We start from the raw sequence: 20,387 nt of genomic DNA on the forward strand, positions 1-20,387 counted from the left end.
CATATAAAAGAATATAAATATCATTACTTTAAATGAAATATAGAAGTGATTTTCTACATACAATCTGTATCGTGAGATATAAAGTACTTAACAATATAAGTTGACAGAATCTCACCTTCAGGCAGCGATTTTAGCTGCATTTTTGACGTCTGAGGGATCATGTTGTCGATGTATGATGTTCTCTCCTATGCAAAAGCAGAGAAGATTTTTCTCTAGAAGAATGGCAGTTGTTCAAAAAGGGAGTCTGAATTTGTGCATCAAACAGCGTGATGCAAGAGGCTTATGGTTGAGGGCTGAAATTTAGACCTTGCCAAAGAATATTGCTCTAATTTTAATGATTTAGGTTTAACACAATCTTTTATAATTTTAAGGGTCTAGGTTTTTGAAAACCTAGACCATTTATTTTATTGAATATTTAGATTATTTTCAGTTGCCCAGCAAAAGGGTTCATCCTAATGTGGGCATTGAAAATTGAGCACCCTCGCGAACAGAGGCTGTTGGCCAACGTTGGGTAATCGTTTTGCGGCGGGTAAAGAATCGTACACCATCTGGACCATACATAAACAAATCACCAAATAATGATCGTTTCCATCCACCAAAACTCTGGTAGGCAACAGGTACAGGCAACGGGATATTAATACCAACCATCCCGACTTGAATATTGTCTGCAAAATATCGGGCAGCCTCTCCATCTCGAGTATAGATACAGGTTCCATTTCCATATTCATGCTCATTAATTAATGCCATGGCATCCTGCATCGTTTCTACACGCATGACTTGGAGGACAGGTCCAAAAATTTCAGCCTGATAGCTGCTCATATCTTTGGTTACACCATCGATTAACGTCGCGCCAACATAGAACCCATTTGCATATTCAGCATGAATCACATTCGAACCGTCAACACAAACTTTGGCACCTTGTTGTGCGGCACTTTGAATATGCCCTATCACTTTAGCTTTATGTTCTGCGGTAATGACTGGACCAAAGTCATTTGTTTTATCTGAATGAATACCAACCTTTAAGTTCGCCATCGCATCTTTTAGGGAGGCGATCATTTTGTCAGCAATTTCATCTCCAACAGCTACAGCGACAGATAGAGCCATGCAGCGCTCACCTGATGAACCAAAAGCCGCACCCAATAGGGAATTGACGACATTGTCTAAATCCGCATCAGGCATCACAATCGCATGGTTTTTAGCACCGCCGAGTGCCTGACAACGCTTACCCTGAGCTGTGGAAGTTTTATAAATATACTCAGCAATAGGAGTAGAACCAACAAAACTAACGGCTTGAATATCTTTATGCATTAAAATGGCATCAACAGCATCTTTTCCACCATTGACTACATTCAGTACCCCATCAGGGAGTCCAGCTTCTTTTAATAACTGTGCGATATATAAAGTTGCACTTGGGTCTCTTTCAGAAGGCTTTAAAACAAAGGTATTACCGCAGACAATCGCCATTGGGAACATCCATAATGGCACCATAACGGGGAAATTGAATGGAGTAATGCCTGCAACAACACCTAATGGATGGAACTCACTCCAAGAATCAATATTAGGGCCAACATTACGGCTATGTTCCCCTTTAAGTAATTCAGGAGCACCACATGCATACTCGACGTTTTCAATGCCACGCTGTAATTCTCCAGCAGCATCGTGAACGATTTTTCCATGTTCTTCGCCAATCAGACGGCAAATTTCCGCAGCATTCTTTTCCAGTAGCTCCTTGAATTTGAACATGATACGGGCACGTTTCAAAGGAGGTGTTTTACTCCACTCGGGAAAGGCCGCTTTCGCTGAAGAGACTGCCTCTTCAATCGTTTTTACACCACCGATACTGACCTGCTTACTGATTTCACCTGTAGATGGGTTGTATACAGGCTGAGTATTGGTACTGTCTACAATTAATTTACCATTAATAAAATGACCAACGATTTGGCTCATTTGATTCTCCTTAACTTTAGCTACATGTCCTATCAAGTTTTAATAAACTGATTTATTTAATAAATTGTATAAATTTTCCGCACTGTCTCAGTAACGTCCCAGCGTCCCGTCCACCCCACTGGCAAAATAATGAGATCACCTTCGGTAACATCTCTTTTTTCACCAGTACGTTCGTCTGTAAGCGTTGCTTTACCAGAAATGATGTAACAGAACTCTGTATCCTTACGATCAATCACAGGCCATCCCCCAGGCTGGCATTCCCATATTCCTAAATTCCCATTAGCTTCTGGTGCCAGACTTTGGATACCTAATTGAGGGTTACCATGATCAGCACCTTCCCGCAGACCTGCTGGGGTCAAAACGTTATTTTCAATATTTTCACGTTTAACAACTGTCATCGTTGTCATGTGTTTACTCCTTTAAAATTTAGTGAGCACCCGTCAAGGCTTCTAAAGCAGAAGCGACAGTTGAGGGGCGGTTTGTGATCTTTTCTTCTTTGTCAGCAAATGCTGTTGCGCTCAGCCCCATATTGATTCCCATCCAACGCAATGGTTCAGGTTCCCATAATGGTGAGGCATGATTTACGATCGGCAATCTGTTGATAGGTTCTTGAATCCCTAGAATCAGATTTTTAAGAATGCGCCCTGAAAGATTACTCATGGCAACACCATCTCCAACATAGTGCCCACCCCATGCAATTCCAGTTTGGCGATCTAGTCCCACAGATGGAGACCAATCCCGTGAAACACCTAATGCACCACCCCAACGGTGGGTCACTTTTAACTGATTTAATGTCGGGAAAAAGTCATTCAGTGTTGTTCGTATCGCATGGTGAACGCTGTCAACTAAATCAAAGTCAGAGGAAATTGTTGAGCCAAAATGATAAGGAGCACCACGTCCACCGAAAATCAGGCGTCCATCAGCAGTCATCTGTGCATACACACGCAGATGGCGCATATCATTAAATGCTAGACGGTGATTAAGCTTGAGTGTATTTTTAACAGAAGCTGAGAGGGGTTCAGTCGCTAATACTAAGGAATATAAAGGAATTACAGATCTCTTATATCCTTCTAACTGACATGAATAGCTTTCCGTTGCTTTGACAATAATAGGTGCTTTAACAATGCCCTCTAAGGTCGTTACTTTTCCTGACGTGATGGTTGTAACTGCACTCTTTTCATAAATTTTAGCTCCTAATTGCTCAACTGTTTTGGCTAATCCCCTGACTAATTTTCCTGGGTGAACAACTGCACAATGCGGTGTATAAACCGCACCTAAGGCGTTTGAAACATTAATTTTCGCTTGGGTTTCTTTTTGATCAAGAAAATACCATTGATCAGGCAAGCCAAAGTCTTTAGAAGCTTGAACTGCCGCTTTCGCACGTTGTAGTTGGGGAGCTGTACGAGCAATCGATAAAAACCCATCTTTTGCATAATCTGCCTGAATGTTTTCAGATGCCAAGACTCGACCTACTTCATCGACAGTCTCATTCATAACCTGCTGTAAATATAATGCGCTTTGATGAGAGGAGTTTTTTGCAACTTTGGCGAGTGAAATCGGGAAAATTGCAGAAGCCCAGCCGCCATTTCGACCAGAGGCGCCAAACCCTGCATATTCACGTTCTAAAATCACAATGCGTAAAGAAGGAGACGATTTTAATAAATAATATGCCGTCCATAGTCCAGTATAACCTGCTCCAATAATGACAACATCAGCATCAATTTCTGATTTTAGTGATGGTCTTTCATCACTTTTTTCATACCAGTATGGGCGGTTGGGTAATTTCATCAACTCATCCGTAAGTGCTTCATTCATTTGTTCTTACTCAATAAAAACCGTATTGATTAAGAATATAAGTAGATGCCAAACGCAAATCTATTGATAAGATAGGCATAGAATCTGATATTGTTTATACAAATGTATGATAGGCATGTGAACACCCAATGATCACTGTGAATGAACTCGTGGAAAATAATAATTTAGGCTTAACATTTAAGGCGGGACGATCTGCAGGAAAACGCATGGTCACGTGGGCACATGCTGTTGATTTACCTGATCCATGGCATTGGATTTCTCCTGGTACATTGCTTATGACAACTGGCGGAGGCTTGCCATCTGAGCCAATCGAACAGGTCAATTGGTTACGTCAGCTTGAACAAGCTAAGGCAAGTGCCATTGTGATTGCCCCCAAGGAATTTACCCCTCAACTGACTCAAGAACTATTAGATGAAGCGGTTAATTTAGGTCTTCCAATATTGGGAGCTAGTTTTGAGCTGGAATTTTTACGATTAGCCCGATTAGTCATTGAAAGTGTCCTCCAAGCACAAAAAGATCGATTTGATGCGGGAAACAAACTATTTCAAGTTTACAATGATGCTTTGTGGGAAAGCTCTAAACTAGAAGAACGGCTAAACATTCTTGGGCAGAAATTATCGATCAACCTACAAATTATTGATTATGAAACACTTACACCAATTTTTCCTTTTAGCTCACCTGTTGCAGAAAATGAAGTTCCTTATAGCCTTAAAATTCCCGGCAGGACGCAAACAGCCTTAAATATCATCAATAAAAATTCTCGTTTCTTTAATGACTCATTCCTCTCCCCCATATTAGCGGGTTTACTCAGTATCGAGCTGGAACGTGGAATGATAGATCGAGATGGGTTTCGTCAGGCAGGTGAAACCTTATTTCATGATTTACTAAATGGTGAGATCGATTATGGTGCAGCAAAAACCATGCTTGAGAGACGTGGTTTATCTGGGCAATTAGTCACGGTTGCGATCGAATCAACGAATCAGGGCTTAAGACAATATAATGATATTCATCATATTCCTGATTTTTATGATATTTACCCACTATTCCATGATGATGGCAAAAAATTATTTGCCGTACTGCCAAATGATCAAAAGTTATTAGATACATTAAATCGATATTTAGGTGCAAACACAAAAATAGGTGTAAGTAGCCCGATTACTGCCATGATTGGCTTTAAAGAAAGTGTTTTTCAGGCATCTCTGGCACTAACGCGGATTAAGGAAGGCCAGACAGATATCATTCATTATAATCATCTGGATTTAGAGCTTTCACTTGGTCCAAAGACGGTTGCTGAGGCTAGATCTATTGTGGGTCATTATTTTGGCCCTCTTATCGAATATGAACAAACCAATACCCTTCCCTTGCTAAAAACCTTAGCCATATTTTTGAAATATGATGGTAACTGGAAAATCACAGCATCTAAACTGGATATACATCGCCAGACCTTAGTGTATCGATTAAAAGTCATTGAAGAATTAACAGGAATTAAACCGACAACTAGCTTGGGAATTACACGATTTTGTATTGCCTTAGAAGCTGCAAAAACTATTGGAATATTAAAAGATTACTGACTTCGATACGTTCCATAAGACACTCCTTAGCCCTAGTACTATGACTAGGTTTTAATTTGAAGTGTCCGTTTTAATTCTGGGCTGATCCACGGGGTTAATACAATATCGTGTTTCACACTTAGTTCTTGATCAATTTTCTACAGATTTGATTAGTCTCCGTGAATAGTTCAGCCTTAGGTTATGAAAAATTGGCTCCTCAATAAAGCTGATTTATTTATATTTTGGTAGAACAGTCCAGAATGTTGGAAGCATTTCCTGAAGTTCACGATAGCTAATGCCATATTTACAATATCAACGCACGGCCCAAAGACTGGTTTCACCCTGAAAATGCCGATCATGGAAAGGATTCATATACTGAACTTTTAGCTAGATGATTATTTAACTTATCATCAATGGCTATTTGTAACAGTACCAGAATTTTCCTTACTTGAGTTAAATTGATTTATTACTAGTGACGTATCATAAATAATTTTCATTTTCTTGAATTTATCCATATTTTCATTAAGATAAAAAACATCTACACATTCGCATTTAACTATTTCTCCATTTGAAAGAGTCCATTCATATTCAAAGTGCAAAGCAATAGAATCATTGGTTTCTGAGTTTTCAAAAATATGCAACAATGTTGTATTTGATTCAGATGTATCCAAAAATAACTCTTTATAAAATACATTAGCTTCCTTGATGCCATATAAAGGGGAGTCAATTTTAGCATCATCTGTGAAAAGCTCGAGCACTCCATTTAGGTTACTTTTATTTAGTGCATTTAAGTATTTTAAACAAAGGGTATTCGCTAACATCAATTTATCCATACAAGAAGAGTACTAGAAACAACTTTAATACTTTTACTGTGTGATTAAACTCGATTTTTTTTAGAGGGGGGGATAAAAAAAAACATAGCTTTCTCAATGCTACTCTTCACAAAGTTTCATAATATTAGTTAAAAATCCATTAATTAAAGGGTTGTTATGAGGAGGAATATTAATATAATACATATAACCCGTTGAAATTGTTGAATTTTCTGGAAACATTATTGATCAATTGCTAATTTCAATTTTAGCCATACGTGGGTCTATTAGACCGATACCATATCCCATCTCTATTGATGAAATAACGAGTGCTAAGGTGTCAAAAGTTATACTATTTGCAATATCTATGTAGTCTAAGTTATTATTATTTAACCATCTATTCCAGTAATGAAGATTCTTTTCAGCTTTTAATATTCTAAAATTTTTAATCTCATTCAAATTAGAATTTATTAACTCATAATTTTCAGAAGAACAAGCAAGGGTTAGATTCTCTGAGAAAAGAAGGTGGCTTTCAAAACTAGGTATTCCATTCAGACCTCTTGTTATAACAATATTTGTTACATCGCCATATTCCATTTCTTGAGTTTGATCATCATCATGGGAAGTGCTGATTTTAATTTGTAAATTTGATTGTAAGCTTTCTAGGGCGTGTCCTCATTTGGCTTTGCACCAAATTAACATGCAAGCAATGTAAACCATAGACTGATAATTTCGTGCAAGCTTGTCAAATCGGGTTGCTATCGCTCGGAAATGTTTTAATCTCGCAAAGGCATTTTCAACTAAATGCCTTAAACGATATAAGTACTGATCAAATTCTTTATTTTCTCTCTTACTATTTGATTTCATTGGGATGATCGGCACAATATTTTGCTTTCTTGCCAACATCCTAATTTTTTCTGAATCATAGCCTTTATCCGCAATCAGATAATCTGCCTGACCAATCTCACCAATCAACTGCTCCGCAACTTGGCTGTCATGGACTTCACCTCCAGTGATTTTAAAATCAATCGGTAATCCATTCGCGTCGGTTGCAAGATGGATTTTTGTGGTTCTTCCACCTCTAGACTGTCCAATTGCTCGCTCGAAACCATGCCGAGCTCCACTTGCATGCTGATGCGTGCGTATGTAGCTTCCGTCAATGAATACCCATTCTTGATCCAGTACGCCTCGTAGTTTAAAAAAAATTTATCCCACAAGCCCTTGCTTGCCCAACGATTAAAGCGGTTATATGCTGTTTTCCAAGGACAAAATTCTTCAGGAATATCACGCCATGTTGCACCTGTACGTAATTTCCATAAGATGGCTTCCATGATATTTCTACTGTTCTTTGAACAATAACAACCATGAAATTGCATCGTAGATTGGATTTGTTGCCAAATATCATCGGTGAGTAGAGTACGTGCCATTGAGAAATATACAAATAAAAAGAGGTTAAATCATTCTTTTAAACCTTTAAAACTAATTTTTCAAATGAGGACACACCCTAGTTCTTTAATTCTTGGCATTAGCCAATTTAAAGTAAATGTTGAAGGGGATTTTATTATTAGTACATCTTTTTCAGATGGTTTTTTGATATCTAATTGATCTATTAGTTCTGAAATTTGTTGTGTTTTGTTAAAAAAAATTTGGCCTTCCTTTGTTAGGATTAACCCTTGGCTATTTCTTTGAAATAATTTTATGTCATAAAGTTCTTCTAGTTGAATAATTTGGCGACTAATAGCGCCTTGCGTTTTATTCATGGCTACACTGGCTTTACTTATGCTACCCAATCTAGCACAAGCTATGAAGGAGTTTAGAGCAGACAAATTGGGATTTTTTCGACTGTTCATGCTTTATGGACCTGATTGCATTGACACTGTTGCAAATAGCCATTAATGATAAGCTAAATAGTTTTTTAGCTAAAGCTCAGTATATGAATTTCTTCCATAATCGAAATTTTCAGGATGAAGTGTATCTAGTGAATAGAGTTTTCGGTCTTTAAGTATCTTTGTAAAGGGAAATATTGACTCGGATCTCTATTTGTAATAGTGCCCTCTACATCACCATTTAAATGAGGAAAACCAGATTTATTTTGACTAAATTTGATGCGACACTGCATCATTTTTTCTTCAATTTTTCATCAAAATATTCCTCCTAAAAACCATTTAATTCATATCTAGATTTAATATTCAGTTTTACAAATATATTTTTCGCATGTGTTTTTGTTGTATTTAAGCTAATAAATAACCTATTTGAAATATCTTTGTATGAGTATCCTGATTTCAATAGATTAAAAATTTCATTCTCTCTTCTTGTTAAATCATATCGATTAATTTCATCTGATATTTCTCTATTGTTATAAAACTCATGAGTAGATATTATTTTAGTTATGAAGCTTAATGTTAAATAATCATTGTATCTATTTTTATTTCTTAAAAAGTTAATTATTCCGAAAGCTTTATCTTTATGTGTCAAATGGAGCTGAATTACATTATAGGCATCCTGTTTCTTTAAAAATTCATTATAAAAAGTAGATCTTTCATAGGTCTCCTTATCAATGTAATCGAGCTCACACATAACATTACTTTGATTTAAAACCTGATGTCCTATCCTTTTTGGATGTAATCGATCAAACTCAATATAGTCGGAGTTATATAATTGAATAAAGCTATCATCTATTCCTAAAGAACAATCATAATTAATTTCATTTTTAGAATTTATGTTCCAATAAATCATAGGAGAATCATAAACTTTGTCTTTTAAAAATGACAAAAGGTTGAGTCGATCAATCTTTTTTGACATATAGATATCATCAAGCTCATTGAAAACCTTCATGCAGTTCAAGTGATTCAACATAGTCAACCTTCCTGTAATATGAGATTACGTAATGAATGCAGGACCAACTATATTAAACCAAGCAAAAAACATACCATGATTATTCTCGAACCATTTCAAAGTATGCTTGTACAAAAGAGTATTTTTGTTTTCCCTGTATTCATCAACTTGCTAATTCCTTTAGCAATCTTTAAATATTAACATGTTAATTTTTTTTGTCTACAAGCTAGCTTTGTTACTCGAATTTTATTGATCACTAATTATTTATCTATATTTTTTAATAGTTTAATTTATAAATTACAAAACTTAATGGAGAAATACTCTTGATAATAAAGTTATTATCGTTATCTAAATTTTTTATTTTAAAACTTAGATTGAGATGTAACTAATAAATGCCCCTTCAGTAATTCTCCAATACAACCGATAGCTTGTTGTATACTGTTTGGATCACCTAATGTAAGCTGTTGAAAAATTAGACCATCTAAAGCTGCAAATACTGCACGTGCTAAAGGGCGACTATTTGCATGGCCATGCTGAATTAGTACTTTTTCTAAAGTATCAATATATGCTTCATATAGAGCTGTAGCTTCACATTTAAGCTCTGGCCGTCTGCGGGACTCCAATATAAATTCATATTGAAATATATGCAAATTCGGATCATTTTTAACAAAATCGACTAAATTTTGAGCAAAATTATCACTCCGTTTTTCTAAATCTGAAAAATCACTTAACGTAATTGCATACGAAACAGCCCAATGTACAGCTTCTCTAAGTAAAGTATCTTTATTGCCAAAATGGTAGCTAACCAAACTATTATTTACATTTGCTAATTCTGCAACAGCACGAAATGTAAGCCCATGCAAACCTCGCTGACCAACAACTTCTATTGTTGCCTTCAGTAAAGCTTCACGTCCTGAACCATATTTATTATTACTAACGTCCTGCATACCTTGTTTAACCATACTATACATACGACCCATTTTAAAATCAGATGCTTATTATAAAGTCTTAAATTCAAAAAATTCTACATAATATCAATTATTTCATTTAGTAAATTACTGACATCCTAGCCAAATTTTTCATTTTTCATTATACAAAAATACTTTTTCTAGCTACTTGACAACAAAACTAAGCAAATGCATAGTTTATGAAACTATGCATTTGCTTAGTTTCTTTTATATTGTTGCTAAATGGAATGACGACTCAATGACAAATCATATTGATACACCATATATGGACTACATCCCAGAAGACCAATGGCCTTCTGTTTCTAAGATGCTAGATGGTTTTGGTGAGCAAACACTTCCACCGTCTTCTGCATTAGCAGGAACATCTTTATCACTTACCAGCACTGATGGGAAAACAATCGATTACAACTTTATTAGTCCTAATCAACTCACTTGGGCAACCAATAGTGAAACAATGCCAAAGGAAGGCTGTGCAACGTATAAAGCTATTGAAGCACGTAAGAATATTTTTCTAATCGACTTCATCATTGGCGAAGGTAAACAAACCCAGAATGTGACATTTGTTCTGAATAAGGATACTGGTATTGCAACCAGTGGTATTTCTTCGTTTCTATCAAAAGATAGTAAAACGCGCAGTACAACTGAATTTATGTCACTTCATACACCTGAAGGCAAAAATACCCCTGTTCATCAACGCTCAACAGGATTAGTTGGTAAACGAATTTTTTATCGCTATAGCGATGTTGAAGCATACGAACATATATACCTATCACCGGGCACTTTTACTTGGCATTGTATTCGTGGAGGAGAACAAGGTTTAGCCGATACTGAGCGTTGTATGACATTTGATGTTGCTGAAGATCTCTATTTGTTCTTTTGGACAGAGAGAGTGATGACTGTTGAAGCAGTACTACTTATTGATCTTCGCGAACAGCGTTCTATTGGTCGTATGGTTTGTTGGGATAGTAGCCTTGATGAACTTGTTATTTTACCATTTAATTCTCGCCTATCTCTAATGAATGAAACCCGATATCCAAAGGATTATAACAAGCACTGAATTTAATTAATTAGGGATCAAAATCAAAATGGATCACCAAACGATTGCATCAAAAAATAATCCACCAGTTGTTCTTATAACTGGTGGAGGATCTGGAATTGGAGCCGCTACAGCACGCGTACTTGTACAACAAGGTTGGACTGTGGTTATCTGTGGACGACGAGCTCATATACTCGAACAAACTGCACGAGAAACTGGTGCACATGCTCTTGTTGTAGACCTCACAGAACCCTCGTCGGTGATTGAACTTATAAATTCGATTATTAATCGATTTGGTAAGCTCAATGGTTTAGTACTCAATGCAGGTATAGTACGAGCAGGAAAAGTTGGTGATCTTAATAATCTTGATTGGGCTACGATGGTTGAAACCAATCTAACTGCCCCATATAGATTACTACATGTATCTCTTCCACATCTTATTTCCAGTAAAGGTAGTATTGTTGGTATAGCCTCTGTTAGTGCATTGCGCGCATCAAAAGGTATTGCTGGCTACAATGCAACCAAAGCTGGATTAAGTATGTTGATCCGCTCTATTGCAGTTGATTATGGTACTCAGGGCGTGCGTGCAAATGTAATTTGTCCTGGCTGGACACGGAGTGAAATGGCAGACCAAGAAATGAACGCGTTTGCTAATGAACGGAACATGAATATGGAACAAGCGTACCAGCTTGCAACAGCTTTAGTTCCTTTACAACGTCCAGCTTTAGGAAAGGAAATAGCTGCTTTAACAGCATGGTTATTATCATCTTCTGCATCCTATATGAATGGTGCAGAAATTCCAATTGATGGTGGTTTAACTTCTGTAGATCCTGGAACAATCGTATTTGATTCAAATATTTCTTTGACAGCTTAAAAGCCTTCAAGGGTGGATATTAATATCCACTCTATGTCAGGATTCTGCGAACCTTTGTGCTAATTAAAAAGTTAGATAGGCTCTAGAAATGGCATATGATTCAGATATTTTATCGAGTTAATGATATTTACTTCTAATTAGTTTGTTTTTTATACAGCATAAAAATTAACAAGGACAACACCTGTAATGATAAAAGTAATACCACATAGGCTTACTATATTAAGACTTTGTCCAAACAAAAAATAGCCAATAAAACTGATGAGGACAATGCCAATACCAGACCATACTGCGTAAACAATTCCGATGGGTAATTCTTTTACAATAATTGAGAGCAAATAAAATGACAGCATATAGCCTACAATCGTAATAACACTATAAATTGGACTGGTAAATCCATTTGAAAGCTTTAGAAATGTCGTTGCAATTGTTTCTGAAATTATAGCAATACATAACAAAAGTTTAGCCATCAATTTATTATTCCAATTTATTAAAAAATAGGACAATCCTCCAGATCAGAGAGATTGCCCTCAATTTATGAAACTATTGCTTCATCAGCATACATATCTGCAATGATTTTCCAGTCTTGGTTAATTTCCTGCCATAAAAAGAGACTTTTCATTGTGAAGTAGCTATTTTTATCATCTGTATAGACTGTCCAATTGACCCACGTAAGTATCAATTGATTGTTTAACTCAGTACTTTTAAAAATACTCAAGTTAACAGCACTAGAACCCTCTACAAGCTCTTGAAGCAGCATAGTTAAGGCATCTTTTCCTGTAAATAAATTAGTTGTACCTTGCCCGCTAATTTCAGTTTTATCTGTATATAGCTGATCAAAGATTGCCTGTATGTCTTTTTTCTTCCAAAGCTTTTGAAGAAGTTCTAATTTTGTATTTAAGGATGTAATGCACATGTATTAACGTCTCCCGTTGGTGTAACCTTCAAACTGATGAATAAATTTGGCGGTTGTTAGTAATAATGATTTGAAATGCTCTTTGCCCCAAACACTTGCTTTAGGAATTGAACTAATTACATCCCAATATTTAGACCCTTCCATCATTCCATCCGCGACAACCTGACTAATGACATGGCTCGGTGTAACGCCAAAGCCTGAATATCCTTGTACAAAGAAGACATTCGGATGATCAGGATGATTTCCAATTTGTGGAAATAGCGTTGCTGAACATTCCATCGGTCCACCCCATGCCAAATCAATATGAACATTTTTTAAATATGGAAAGACCTTCAACATTAGCTCTTGGTTCCATTTCTTTAAATCTGAGGGAATATATTCTGTGAGTGCTGTTGCAGAACCAAATAACAAACGATTTTCATTGGTCACACGGTAATAATCAATAACTGGGCGAACATCACTAAAAGCACCACGTATAGGACTAATACGATGAATAAGTTCATCACTTAATGGTTCTGTCACTAGTTGAAATGCATAAGTGTTAATGGTCTTTTTATGCAAATAGGGTTCTAAGCGGTTTAAAAAGGCACCACATGACCACAGGAGTTTTTTAGCTCGAACCGTACCTTTTGGCGTTCTCACCTTGATTGTTTCTCCATAAGTAACTTCAACAGCAGGTGAGTACTCATAGATTTTCCCACCTTGGTCGCTAAAAGCTTTTGCTGATCCCAATAGCATATTGAGTGAATGAAAATGACCATTGCCCATGTGTTTCAAAGCACAGGTATAACCATCTGAACCTACAATATTTTTAACTGCATTGCCTTCTAGAAATTCAATTTCAACATCACTATTAATGCTTTTATATTCTTTTTCCCACTGCTTTAATAGCTTAGCTTGGCGACCATTAAAACCTAGGTAGCCATATCCCCAAACCACATCTGCATCAATGTTATATTTTTGGATACGCTCTTTAATAATACGAGAACCAGAATCACTGATTTCAAAGATTGTGTTTAAGCCATCTGCACCAACATACTTTTTGATTCGATCTAAATCATGACCAATTCCAGCCATAATATGACCACCATTTCTTCCCGAACCACCAAACCCAATATAGTTTGTTTCAAGAATGGCTATACTTTTAACACCTCGTTCAAGCAACTCAAGGCCAGTATTTACGCCCGAAAAACCGCCACCAATAATGACTACATCGACATCAATATCATTCTCAAGATTTGGGAAATGTAAATCATATTTCTTTGTAGTAGTGTAATATGTCGTTGGCATTTCAACTGATAGCATAAGATATATCCTTATTTCTGGAAGGTTTTTCTAAACCAATAAAAAATGAGAGAAGTAAGTAAAATAAGAATCCCAATCACCAATTCTTTAATAGAGCCATAACCAGCTTCTTCAGTAAAAAGCACACCAACAATCAAAACAATTAAAGTGTAGATTGAAAGTACATAAGCCCAAGGGATCCATTTCTGGCTGAGTTTAATTTCACGATTTTGATTGATATATTGAGTTTTAAGAAAGCAATAACCAGTTAAGGCAAAGAATATAGAGATTACGTAACCTAAGTTTGCAGCAACCAAAATTGCGAGTGGTGATTTAAGAAAAATAATCATGAGAACATTAATGAAGACCGCAACAATAATGCATCGTTCAGGAATATTGTGTTTATTCAACTTACTGAACTGTTTGAGCGTCAGTCCTTCTTGAGCCATACCATACAAGGCTCGTGATCCATCTGCTATGCCTGCATTGACTCCCATAAATAGAGCAAATAACAGTGAAATACTGAATAGTGGAGCCCAACGCTCACCTGTCAGTTGCACAAACATATTTATATAGAATCCATTTGGATTTTCTAACGCTGTTTTTGCATCAACAAGTCCTGCTATACCTATTCCAACAAATAGAAACACAAGAACGGTATAAAAACCTGAGCTAATAAGTGAGAGCTTCATATCACGGGTAGTTTTATATTCAGGGGCGAAGCTCGCACACATTTCTGTACCATATGCACTCCAACACACTAAAAATAACCAGATTGCTAAAACTTTAAATCCACCTAGTGTTGTGAAATGCTCTATATGAAAGTTTTCCCTTAATCGCTCTACATGCCAATCACTACTTATGAACGGAGCAAGAGCCAAGACAGTGACTGGTATTAAAAGAAAGAACCCCATGATTTTTGAGACCTTCGCAGCAAGGTCAATTCCTCGCCGATTGAGTATCCAAAATACAATAATGATAATAATTGCAAATATTTGAGGGAGTTCTAAATTGGTAAAACCTAAAGATAAAGCGAAATTACTTTTTGGAAACCATTGTTCTTTAATAATTGAACCAGAACTTACACCTACAATAGAGAGTACCGCAGACCACCCCATCCAATAACCAAATGATGCGAGAGGACCAGCTAACGGTACTTTATCTTTCCAACCTTCAGTTGCAATGAGGGCAATACCACCAGATTTATCAGGGAACATATTGGCTGCTTCTAAGAAAAACCAATTCTGTAAACTGCCAATTAGCGCAGCAAATACCCATACGAAAATTGCAGTAAAAGCACCTAAATAACCTAATGCAAAGCCAAATGATGCAAAAATTGCCCCTGAAACGCTCATGGAAAGAGCAAATGCATCTGTCCACTTTAATGTTTTATCTAATAACACAACTAATTCCATTTATGAGATTGTCTATTTATTAAACCTACATATTAATTTTTTAAAATCACTCAAATAGGTGATTTTTTATTGCATTAAAAAAGGGATGATTCTCTTACAAATTAGGGTGAACAAATCTTACGAACATAGAGGATCTACACAAATGGCATTAACTGGTATTGAAAAACTCACTCAGCTTGAAAACCTAGTTAGTTGGGGAAAAATTACTGATCTAGGTGGTGAGGTCTTAGATGATTCATCAAATGTAAGTGTATTTGGAAAAATGCTATTAGGAGAACCAACTGATAGGATCCACTCTGGATACTTCGGTACGGAGAAAGGGAAATTTCGTTTAATTTATCCATTTAATGAACAAGCTGTACTTATCTTTGGAGAAGTTACTATTACCGATGAATCGACTGGCATTTCTACAACATTTAAAGCAGGCGATTTCTGGACAGCAGAAAAAGGCACATCAACTGTTTGGGAAGTGAAATCTAATTTCTTCATTAAACATTATTTTGCTGCTGTATAAGCAGCAAAAGCCTTAAATCAGTTATTCTTTCCATTTTGAAAATAGATGATGGTTTGTGCTAGTACATATGAAGCAGCCTCTTTTTGAAGCTGCCTAAAATGCTTCTGTACCATCCTTCAAATAACGATACACAGCCTGTCGACTAATCCCAAAAGCCTTTCCCAAAGCAACTTTAGAAGAGTACTGACCTTCCATCCATGCTTGACGTAAAGCATTTGCCTGATCAGGTTTGAGTTTATGCACCCGACCTTTATATTTACCCTGAGCAGCTGCCAGTTTAATCCCTTCTTTTTGTCGTTCTAAAATAATCTCGCGCTCAAACTGAGCAAAAGCACCCATCAATTGCAACATCAAATTATCCATCGGTGTTGCTTGAGCAGTAAAAGTGATCTTTTCCTTCATGAACTGGATCGCAATACCACGTTTGACCAGTTTGTCTACTTCTTCAACGAGATCTTTTAAGCTACGGGCAAATCGATCCATCGAGTGCACGATAACCATGTCTCCTTCCCTAACATAGTTCAGCATTTCCTGAAATTTAGGTCGGTCGGTATTTTTACCTGAAGCTTTATCAATAAACAACCGATCAACCTCAATCCCTTCTAATTGACGTCCAGTATTTTGTTCAACTGAGCTGACTCGAACATAGCCTATTTTTTGACCTTTCATCTTTTACCTCATAAATTGACGACAAATCGCCCAAAGTGTTTATTATAAATTTTAAATATAAAAGTTACATGTTATTTATGATCAAAAATCATTTAAAAGATACACTCTTATAATGAGAAAATTATTGTTACTTTAGGGTATACTCTAAAGTAACAATAATTTTAATAAAAAAGTCTGTAGCTATTTTTGAATAACTACAGACCGCCCCCAGAGTGGGGTGTATCTAGTGAATAGAGTTTTCGGTCTTTAAGTACTTTTTAAAGGGAAAATCATCGGCTAGGATCTCTATTTGCAACAATGCCTCTGAAAGCATTGCACCACTACAAAAGCAAGCAAGATGAACTCTTGTGGCTGAATAAATTCTTAGATTGATTTCAGAAAACTAATTGTCTCTTAAAAAGAATGGTACACGTTTATTTTCTACTTTCATGCATTTCTTTTGGAATAATCTAGACATTATTCTTAAAATGAATTTTTTCCTATTTACCCCTATAAAGCTCACCAGAATGACAGGCAGTAAAAATTGTGGAAAAGTTGAAAATGAATGATGTCTATAATTGTAACAATGTATTTTATATAAAGTATTACCTCTTGTTTTAAATAATTTCAACTATCATTATAGAATCAAATTTTAATAAATTTAATAGGTTATATATGGGTTTGGTTAGAGTTAATACTGACAGTGATAAGTCAAAAGAACAGATAATTTCATCATGGAAATCAACTATAGCTATTCATGAAACAGATTTAAGATTACCTCAAAAATCAGCACTGCTTAAGTGTTTAGACTATGATTTAAATGATGAGGAAGAACCTGTAATAATTAATATGCCTACAGGAACAGGAAAAACAGGAGTCATTGCATCATTACTATTTAAAGCAATGTTCAAGAGGACATTAATTGTCGTTCCATCGGATTCTCTTCGAAAACAAATAAGTGATGATTTAGTTGATTTTAAAAAATATATTGATTGGAAAGTTATTCCAGAAAATAGTGAACAACCCATTATTTCAAGGTTAGAGCCACAAGGTATTGAGAAAATCATTGAATATGACTTAGAAAAACAATTTATTGTAGTTGCAACATCACAGATTTTTAATTCATTCCAAGATGAAAATTTGAAATTTTTTTTAAACCAATTCGATAGATTGATTTTTGATGAGGCTCATCATAGTGAAGCTCCAACATGGAAAAAACTTCGTAATAATTTCATTCAAAGAAAAAAAAAGATATTTCAATTTACAGCAACACCTTACAGGGGGGACGGTAAAAAATTAGAAGGGAAATTAATATATCAATATTCAATTGCAAAAGCTTTTGATGAAGGAATATTTGAGAAAATTCAATTTGAAGCTGTAAGTGAATATTATGATGATAAATCTGATGAAGTTGTTGCAAGGAAAGCATTAGAAGTATTAGAGAAAGATAGCTTGGCTGGGTTAGAACATGTTCTGATGGTTAAAACATCTACTATTAAACATGCAAGAATGTTAAAAAAAATATATACATCACTAATAAAAGAATACTTCCCTAAAAAAATGGAAGTCTTATTGGCAACTAGCCATGATGGAATAAATGAAGAGGATAAAATTAAATTAAAGAAAGGAAGAACAAAAATAGTAGTTTGTGTTGATATGTTTGGAGAAGGGTATGACTTACCTAATTTAAAAATATTAGCTTTACATAAAAAATGTAAGAGCTTACCAATATTTATGCAATTGGTTGGCCGTTTCACAAGGGTTAATAGAACAAAAAATATTGGGCAAGCAACAATCATATCTAATGTTGTAGCAGATGATATTAGTGAACAATTTCAAGAGCTTTATCAGGTTGATGCCGATTGGAACTTATTAATTGGGAATTTAAGTAAAGAAAAAATGATTGAGGAGTTTTTTAGTTCCTCTATTGATGGTGATTATAATCATGAACTTATAAGAAAATTGTTCTCATCAAATTCATTCTATATTAAAAATAGTGCGACAATTCATAAAGAAATTGATGAGGATATTAACGATATTTTTGAAAAAAATAATCTTAAGAAATTTTTCAATAAGCTGTCTGATAAATACATCTCTGCAATTTTTAAGGATGAAAATTTAGGAATTATATTGTCAAGAAAAAAAATTACCCCAATGTGGGTATCTAGTGATGAGTTGCAATTTGATTCATTCGATATATTCATATTTCTGAAAAAAGACACTGACTTATTTATTCATGGAAGTAATAAGGATCTGGTTCAGAGCCTAGCAAAAGAGTTAGGTTTTGTTAATTATAGTTTTCCTGAATTATTTAGAATATTTTATAACCTAGAGCGCTCGGCCTTTGCAAATTTAGGCATGTTATCAACATCTAGAAATATAAGATTTAGAATGTTTACTGGTACAGATGTCTATAAAGAATTAACGCAGCAAGATTTAAATAATAATGCACCATCAAACTTGTTTGGTCATGGGTACATAGATGGAAAAAAAGCCAGTTTAGGATGCTCTAGGAAGGGTATTACATGGTCAATGTCTAGCGCTAATGTATATCAATGGGTCAAATGGTGTGAATCTCTATATGAGAAAATTCATAATAATATGATTCCTGTTAACTCATTTGTTAATAATATGCTTGAACCTTTTAGTGTCGAAAATTTAGAAAACTTTAACATTCTCACTATATCTCCTGTAGATTTAATTTCTAAAGCTGTTAATTTGATACGTATTAAAGGTGAGCTGAATTCTAAAATATTAAATTTTAATTTTTATGAGATTGTAAGTATTAAGACAGAAAATGAAAAAATAAATTTTTCCATAAAATTATATTTTGAAGATGATTATTTTTGTATATTAAATTATACATATAATTTAGCTGATGGATTTACTTTAATTTCTGAATTTTGCAATGGAATAAAACTTAATTGTGAGTTGGATTTCATTAAAGAGTTACCAACAAAACTTGGACTTTTTGCTTGGACTTCAAGCTTTGAGGTAATTAGCCTAAATGAAAAAATAGGTTATAGGACAAAATACTCTTATACATTAGTTGAGGGCAATGTAACAAAATTGGATTGGACTGGTGTAGACACGAATAAAGAAAGTTGGAAGTTTGGAGAAGTTAAAAACTCTGTTCAAGGTAAAATTATTGAATTACTTCAATCTCAAAAAAACAGACCTAATATTTTGTTTTATGATGATGGCAGTAATGAACTAGCCGATTTAGTGGGATTTTGGATTGATGAAGCGCAGAGGAAAGTATGTATGCGTTTATATCATTGTAAATATGCTATTGGTGAAAAGTCTTCTATTGAAGCTGTGAATGAACTAGTTCAACAAACCCTTTCGACTTGTGACAAGTTATCTGATGCAATAAAAGCATTAAAACAATTAAAAACTAGAGAGAATAATACTTATAAAAAAACTAGAAAAACCCGATTCATATTAGGTGACATGTCTGATTTAGATGCTCTTATTAAAAAGTATAGAACTTATGATGTTACTATAGAAATTGTATTAGTTCAGCCAAGCCTAGATTATTCTGCACTTAGTTCTCGCGTTAATTCTGTATTAGGTCAGTTAGCATGTATCATCAAACAGACCTTACATGCAGAAACTTATTATATTATTAAATAATCGTAATCCCCATCAAATTCGATGGGGTTATTTAAATTGTACTAGCTCAAACCCGATCTGACAATTACCCATTTTTTAGTGTGCCTGTCAGGTTAAATTTGAGCTAGTACAATTAAAAAAATGATGTAATTTTTCTTTACCTA

The 20,387-nt window shown here is 35.1% G+C and carries 18 protein-coding genes and 1 pseudogene; 5 read left to right on the forward strand and 14 right to left on the reverse strand.

The window, feature by feature from the left end; translation table 11 throughout:
* Positions 1-447: 447 nt before the first annotated feature.
* Genes LVY74_RS16325 through LVY74_RS16335 form a run of 3 tightly spaced genes read right to left on the reverse strand, consistent with a single transcriptional unit; the run spans position 448 to position 3,762 of the window.
* Positions 448-1,947, reverse strand: a complete 1,500-nt coding sequence (locus LVY74_RS16325) for a CoA-acylating methylmalonate-semialdehyde dehydrogenase (RefSeq protein WP_237815939.1) — start codon at positions 1,945-1,947, stop codon at positions 448-450.
* Positions 1,948-2,003: 56 nt separating this feature from the next.
* A complete protein-coding gene (locus LVY74_RS16330; protein WP_237815940.1) occupies positions 2,004-2,354 on the reverse strand; it encodes a cupin domain-containing protein in 351 nt (116 codons plus the stop codon).
* 19 nt (positions 2,355-2,373) lie between these two features.
* A complete protein-coding gene (locus LVY74_RS16335; RefSeq protein WP_237815941.1) occupies positions 2,374-3,762 on the reverse strand; it encodes an NAD(P)/FAD-dependent oxidoreductase in 1,389 nt (462 codons plus the stop codon).
* Positions 3,763-3,890: 128 nt separating this feature from the next.
* On the opposite strand from LVY74_RS16335, the gene LVY74_RS16340 reads away from it, so the two are divergent.
* Positions 3,891-5,333, forward strand: a complete 1,443-nt coding sequence (locus tag LVY74_RS16340; protein WP_237815942.1) for a PucR family transcriptional regulator — start codon at positions 3,891-3,893, stop codon at positions 5,331-5,333.
* Positions 5,334-5,722: 389 nt separating this feature from the next.
* Here LVY74_RS16340 and LVY74_RS16345 read toward each other — a convergent pair whose 3' ends face one another.
* The 6 genes and pseudogenes from LVY74_RS16345 to LVY74_RS16370 all read right to left on the reverse strand — a co-directional run bounded on the left by LVY74_RS16345 (position 5,723) and on the right by LVY74_RS16370 (position 9,936).
* A complete protein-coding gene (locus LVY74_RS16345) occupies positions 5,723-6,133 on the reverse strand; it encodes a nuclear transport factor 2 family protein (protein WP_237815943.1) in 411 nt (136 codons plus the stop codon).
* A 237-nt stretch (positions 6,134-6,370) separates the two neighbouring features.
* Positions 6,371-6,763 (reverse strand): annotated as a pseudogene (locus tag LVY74_RS16350) (hypothetical protein); the annotation flags it as partial.
* Between the two features lie 33 nt (positions 6,764-6,796).
* Positions 6,797-7,548 (reverse strand): IS5 family transposase gene (locus LVY74_RS16355; protein WP_442862810.1). Its coding sequence is split into 2 segments (ribosomal slippage): positions 6,797-7,317 and positions 7,317-7,548, totalling 753 coding nucleotides; the frame shifts between segments, so codons are not numbered across the junction.
* Positions 7,549-7,608: 60 nt separating this feature from the next.
* Positions 7,609-7,971 carry a LysR family transcriptional regulator gene (locus LVY74_RS16360; protein WP_237815946.1) on the reverse strand — a complete coding sequence of 121 codons (363 nt, stop codon included), beginning with the start codon at positions 7,969-7,971 and terminating at the stop codon, positions 7,609-7,611.
* 304 nt (positions 7,972-8,275) lie between these two features.
* The gene (locus LVY74_RS16365) at positions 8,276-8,977 is read right to left on the reverse strand and encodes a helix-turn-helix domain-containing protein (protein WP_237815947.1); all 702 of its coding nucleotides are present in this window, start codon (positions 8,975-8,977) and stop codon (positions 8,276-8,278) included.
* A 341-nt stretch (positions 8,978-9,318) separates the two neighbouring features.
* On the reverse strand, positions 9,319-9,936 hold the full coding sequence (locus LVY74_RS16370; RefSeq protein WP_237815948.1) for a TetR/AcrR family transcriptional regulator: 618 nt from the start codon (positions 9,934-9,936) through the stop codon (positions 9,319-9,321).
* A gap of 226 nt (positions 9,937-10,162) precedes the next feature.
* On the opposite strand from LVY74_RS16370, the gene LVY74_RS16375 reads away from it, so the two are divergent.
* Both LVY74_RS16375 and LVY74_RS16380 read left to right on the forward strand, forming a co-directional pair.
* Positions 10,163-10,981, forward strand: a complete 819-nt coding sequence (locus tag LVY74_RS16375; RefSeq protein ID WP_237815949.1) for a MoaF C-terminal domain-containing protein — start codon at positions 10,163-10,165, stop codon at positions 10,979-10,981.
* A gap of 28 nt (positions 10,982-11,009) precedes the next feature.
* Positions 11,010-11,834, forward strand: coding sequence for an SDR family NAD(P)-dependent oxidoreductase (locus tag LVY74_RS16380; RefSeq protein WP_237815950.1), 825 nt, complete (start codon positions 11,010-11,012; stop codon positions 11,832-11,834).
* 149 nt (positions 11,835-11,983) lie between these two features.
* On the opposite strand, the gene LVY74_RS16385 is transcribed toward LVY74_RS16380, so the two are convergent.
* From LVY74_RS16385 to LVY74_RS16400, 4 genes are all read right to left on the reverse strand, one after another.
* The gene (locus tag LVY74_RS16385; RefSeq protein WP_237815951.1) at positions 11,984-12,301 is read right to left on the reverse strand and encodes a DMT family transporter; all 318 of its coding nucleotides are present in this window, start codon (positions 12,299-12,301) and stop codon (positions 11,984-11,986) included.
* A 65-nt stretch (positions 12,302-12,366) separates the two neighbouring features.
* Complete coding sequence (locus LVY74_RS16390) at positions 12,367-12,747, reverse strand: nuclear transport factor 2 family protein (RefSeq protein WP_237815952.1); 381 nt, start codon at positions 12,745-12,747, stop codon at positions 12,367-12,369.
* Between the two features lie 3 nt (positions 12,748-12,750).
* Complete coding sequence (locus tag LVY74_RS16395; protein ID WP_237815953.1) at positions 12,751-14,052, reverse strand: NAD(P)/FAD-dependent oxidoreductase; 1,302 nt, start codon at positions 14,050-14,052, stop codon at positions 12,751-12,753.
* An 11-nt stretch (positions 14,053-14,063) separates the two neighbouring features.
* A complete protein-coding gene (locus LVY74_RS16400; RefSeq protein ID WP_237815954.1) occupies positions 14,064-15,446 on the reverse strand; it encodes an APC family permease in 1,383 nt (460 codons plus the stop codon).
* A 142-nt stretch (positions 15,447-15,588) separates the two neighbouring features.
* Here LVY74_RS16400 and LVY74_RS16405 point away from each other — a divergent pair, with 142 nt between their 5' ends.
* Entirely contained in the window at positions 15,589-15,960 is a 372-nt protein-coding gene (locus LVY74_RS16405) for a cupin domain-containing protein (protein WP_237815955.1), read from the forward strand.
* 93 nt (positions 15,961-16,053) lie between these two features.
* Here LVY74_RS16405 and LVY74_RS16410 read toward each other — a convergent pair whose 3' ends face one another.
* Entirely contained in the window at positions 16,054-16,629 is a 576-nt protein-coding gene (locus LVY74_RS16410; protein ID WP_237815956.1) for a recombinase family protein, read from the reverse strand.
* 654 nt (positions 16,630-17,283) lie between these two features.
* On the opposite strand from LVY74_RS16410, the gene LVY74_RS16415 reads away from it, so the two are divergent.
* Positions 17,284-20,244: a DEAD/DEAH box helicase gene (locus LVY74_RS16415; protein ID WP_237815957.1), complete on the forward strand. Its 2,961-nt coding sequence runs from the start codon at positions 17,284-17,286 to the stop codon at positions 20,242-20,244.
* Positions 20,245-20,387: the final 143 nt, after the last annotated feature.

This window comes from Acinetobacter sp. ME22 (genome assembly GCF_022012315.1).
GTDB lineage: Bacteria > Pseudomonadota > Gammaproteobacteria > Pseudomonadales > Moraxellaceae > Acinetobacter > Acinetobacter brisouii_A.

Bases quoted from the DNA above. Each gene is read 5' to 3' on its own strand.
- LVY74_RS16385 (WP_237815951.1), bottom strand. From the start codon at position 12,301: ATGGCTAAACTTTTGTTATGTATTGCTATAATTTCAGAAACAATTGCA.
- LVY74_RS16340 (WP_237815942.1), top strand. From the start codon at position 3,891: ATGATCACTGTGAATGAACTCGTGGAAAATAATAATTTAGGCTTAACA.
- LVY74_RS16365 (WP_237815947.1), bottom strand. From the start codon at position 8,977: ATGTTGAATCACTTGAACTGCATGAAGGTTTTCAATGAGCTTGATGAT.
- LVY74_RS16415 (WP_237815957.1), top strand. From the start codon at position 17,284: ATGGGTTTGGTTAGAGTTAATACTGACAGTGATAAGTCAAAAGAACAG.
- LVY74_RS16325 (WP_237815939.1), bottom strand. From the start codon at position 1,947: ATGAGCCAAATCGTTGGTCATTTTATTAATGGTAAATTAATTGTAGAC.
- LVY74_RS16375 (WP_237815949.1), top strand. From the start codon at position 10,163: ATGACAAATCATATTGATACACCATATATGGACTACATCCCAGAAGAC.
- LVY74_RS16330 (WP_237815940.1), bottom strand. From the start codon at position 2,354: ATGACAACGATGACAGTTGTTAAACGTGAAAATATTGAAAATAACGTT.
- LVY74_RS16360 (WP_237815946.1), bottom strand. From the start codon at position 7,971: ATGAACAGTCGAAAAAATCCCAATTTGTCTGCTCTAAACTCCTTCATA.
- LVY74_RS16400 (WP_237815954.1), bottom strand. From the start codon at position 15,446: ATGGAATTAGTTGTGTTATTAGATAAAACATTAAAGTGGACAGATGCA.
- LVY74_RS16405 (WP_237815955.1), top strand. From the start codon at position 15,589: ATGGCATTAACTGGTATTGAAAAACTCACTCAGCTTGAAAACCTAGTT.
- LVY74_RS16410 (WP_237815956.1), bottom strand. From the start codon at position 16,629: ATGAAAGGTCAAAAAATAGGCTATGTTCGAGTCAGCTCAGTTGAACAA.
- LVY74_RS16390 (WP_237815952.1), bottom strand. From the start codon at position 12,747: ATGTGCATTACATCCTTAAATACAAAATTAGAACTTCTTCAAAAGCTT.
- LVY74_RS16395 (WP_237815953.1), bottom strand. From the start codon at position 14,052: ATGCTATCAGTTGAAATGCCAACGACATATTACACTACTACAAAGAAA.
- LVY74_RS16345 (WP_237815943.1), bottom strand. From the start codon at position 6,133: ATGTTAGCGAATACCCTTTGTTTAAAATACTTAAATGCACTAAATAAA.
- LVY74_RS16335 (WP_237815941.1), bottom strand. From the start codon at position 3,762: ATGAATGAAGCACTTACGGATGAGTTGATGAAATTACCCAACCGCCCA.
- LVY74_RS16380 (WP_237815950.1), top strand. From the start codon at position 11,010: ATGGATCACCAAACGATTGCATCAAAAAATAATCCACCAGTTGTTCTT.
- LVY74_RS16370 (WP_237815948.1), bottom strand. From the start codon at position 9,936: ATGGGTCGTATGTATAGTATGGTTAAACAAGGTATGCAGGACGTTAGT.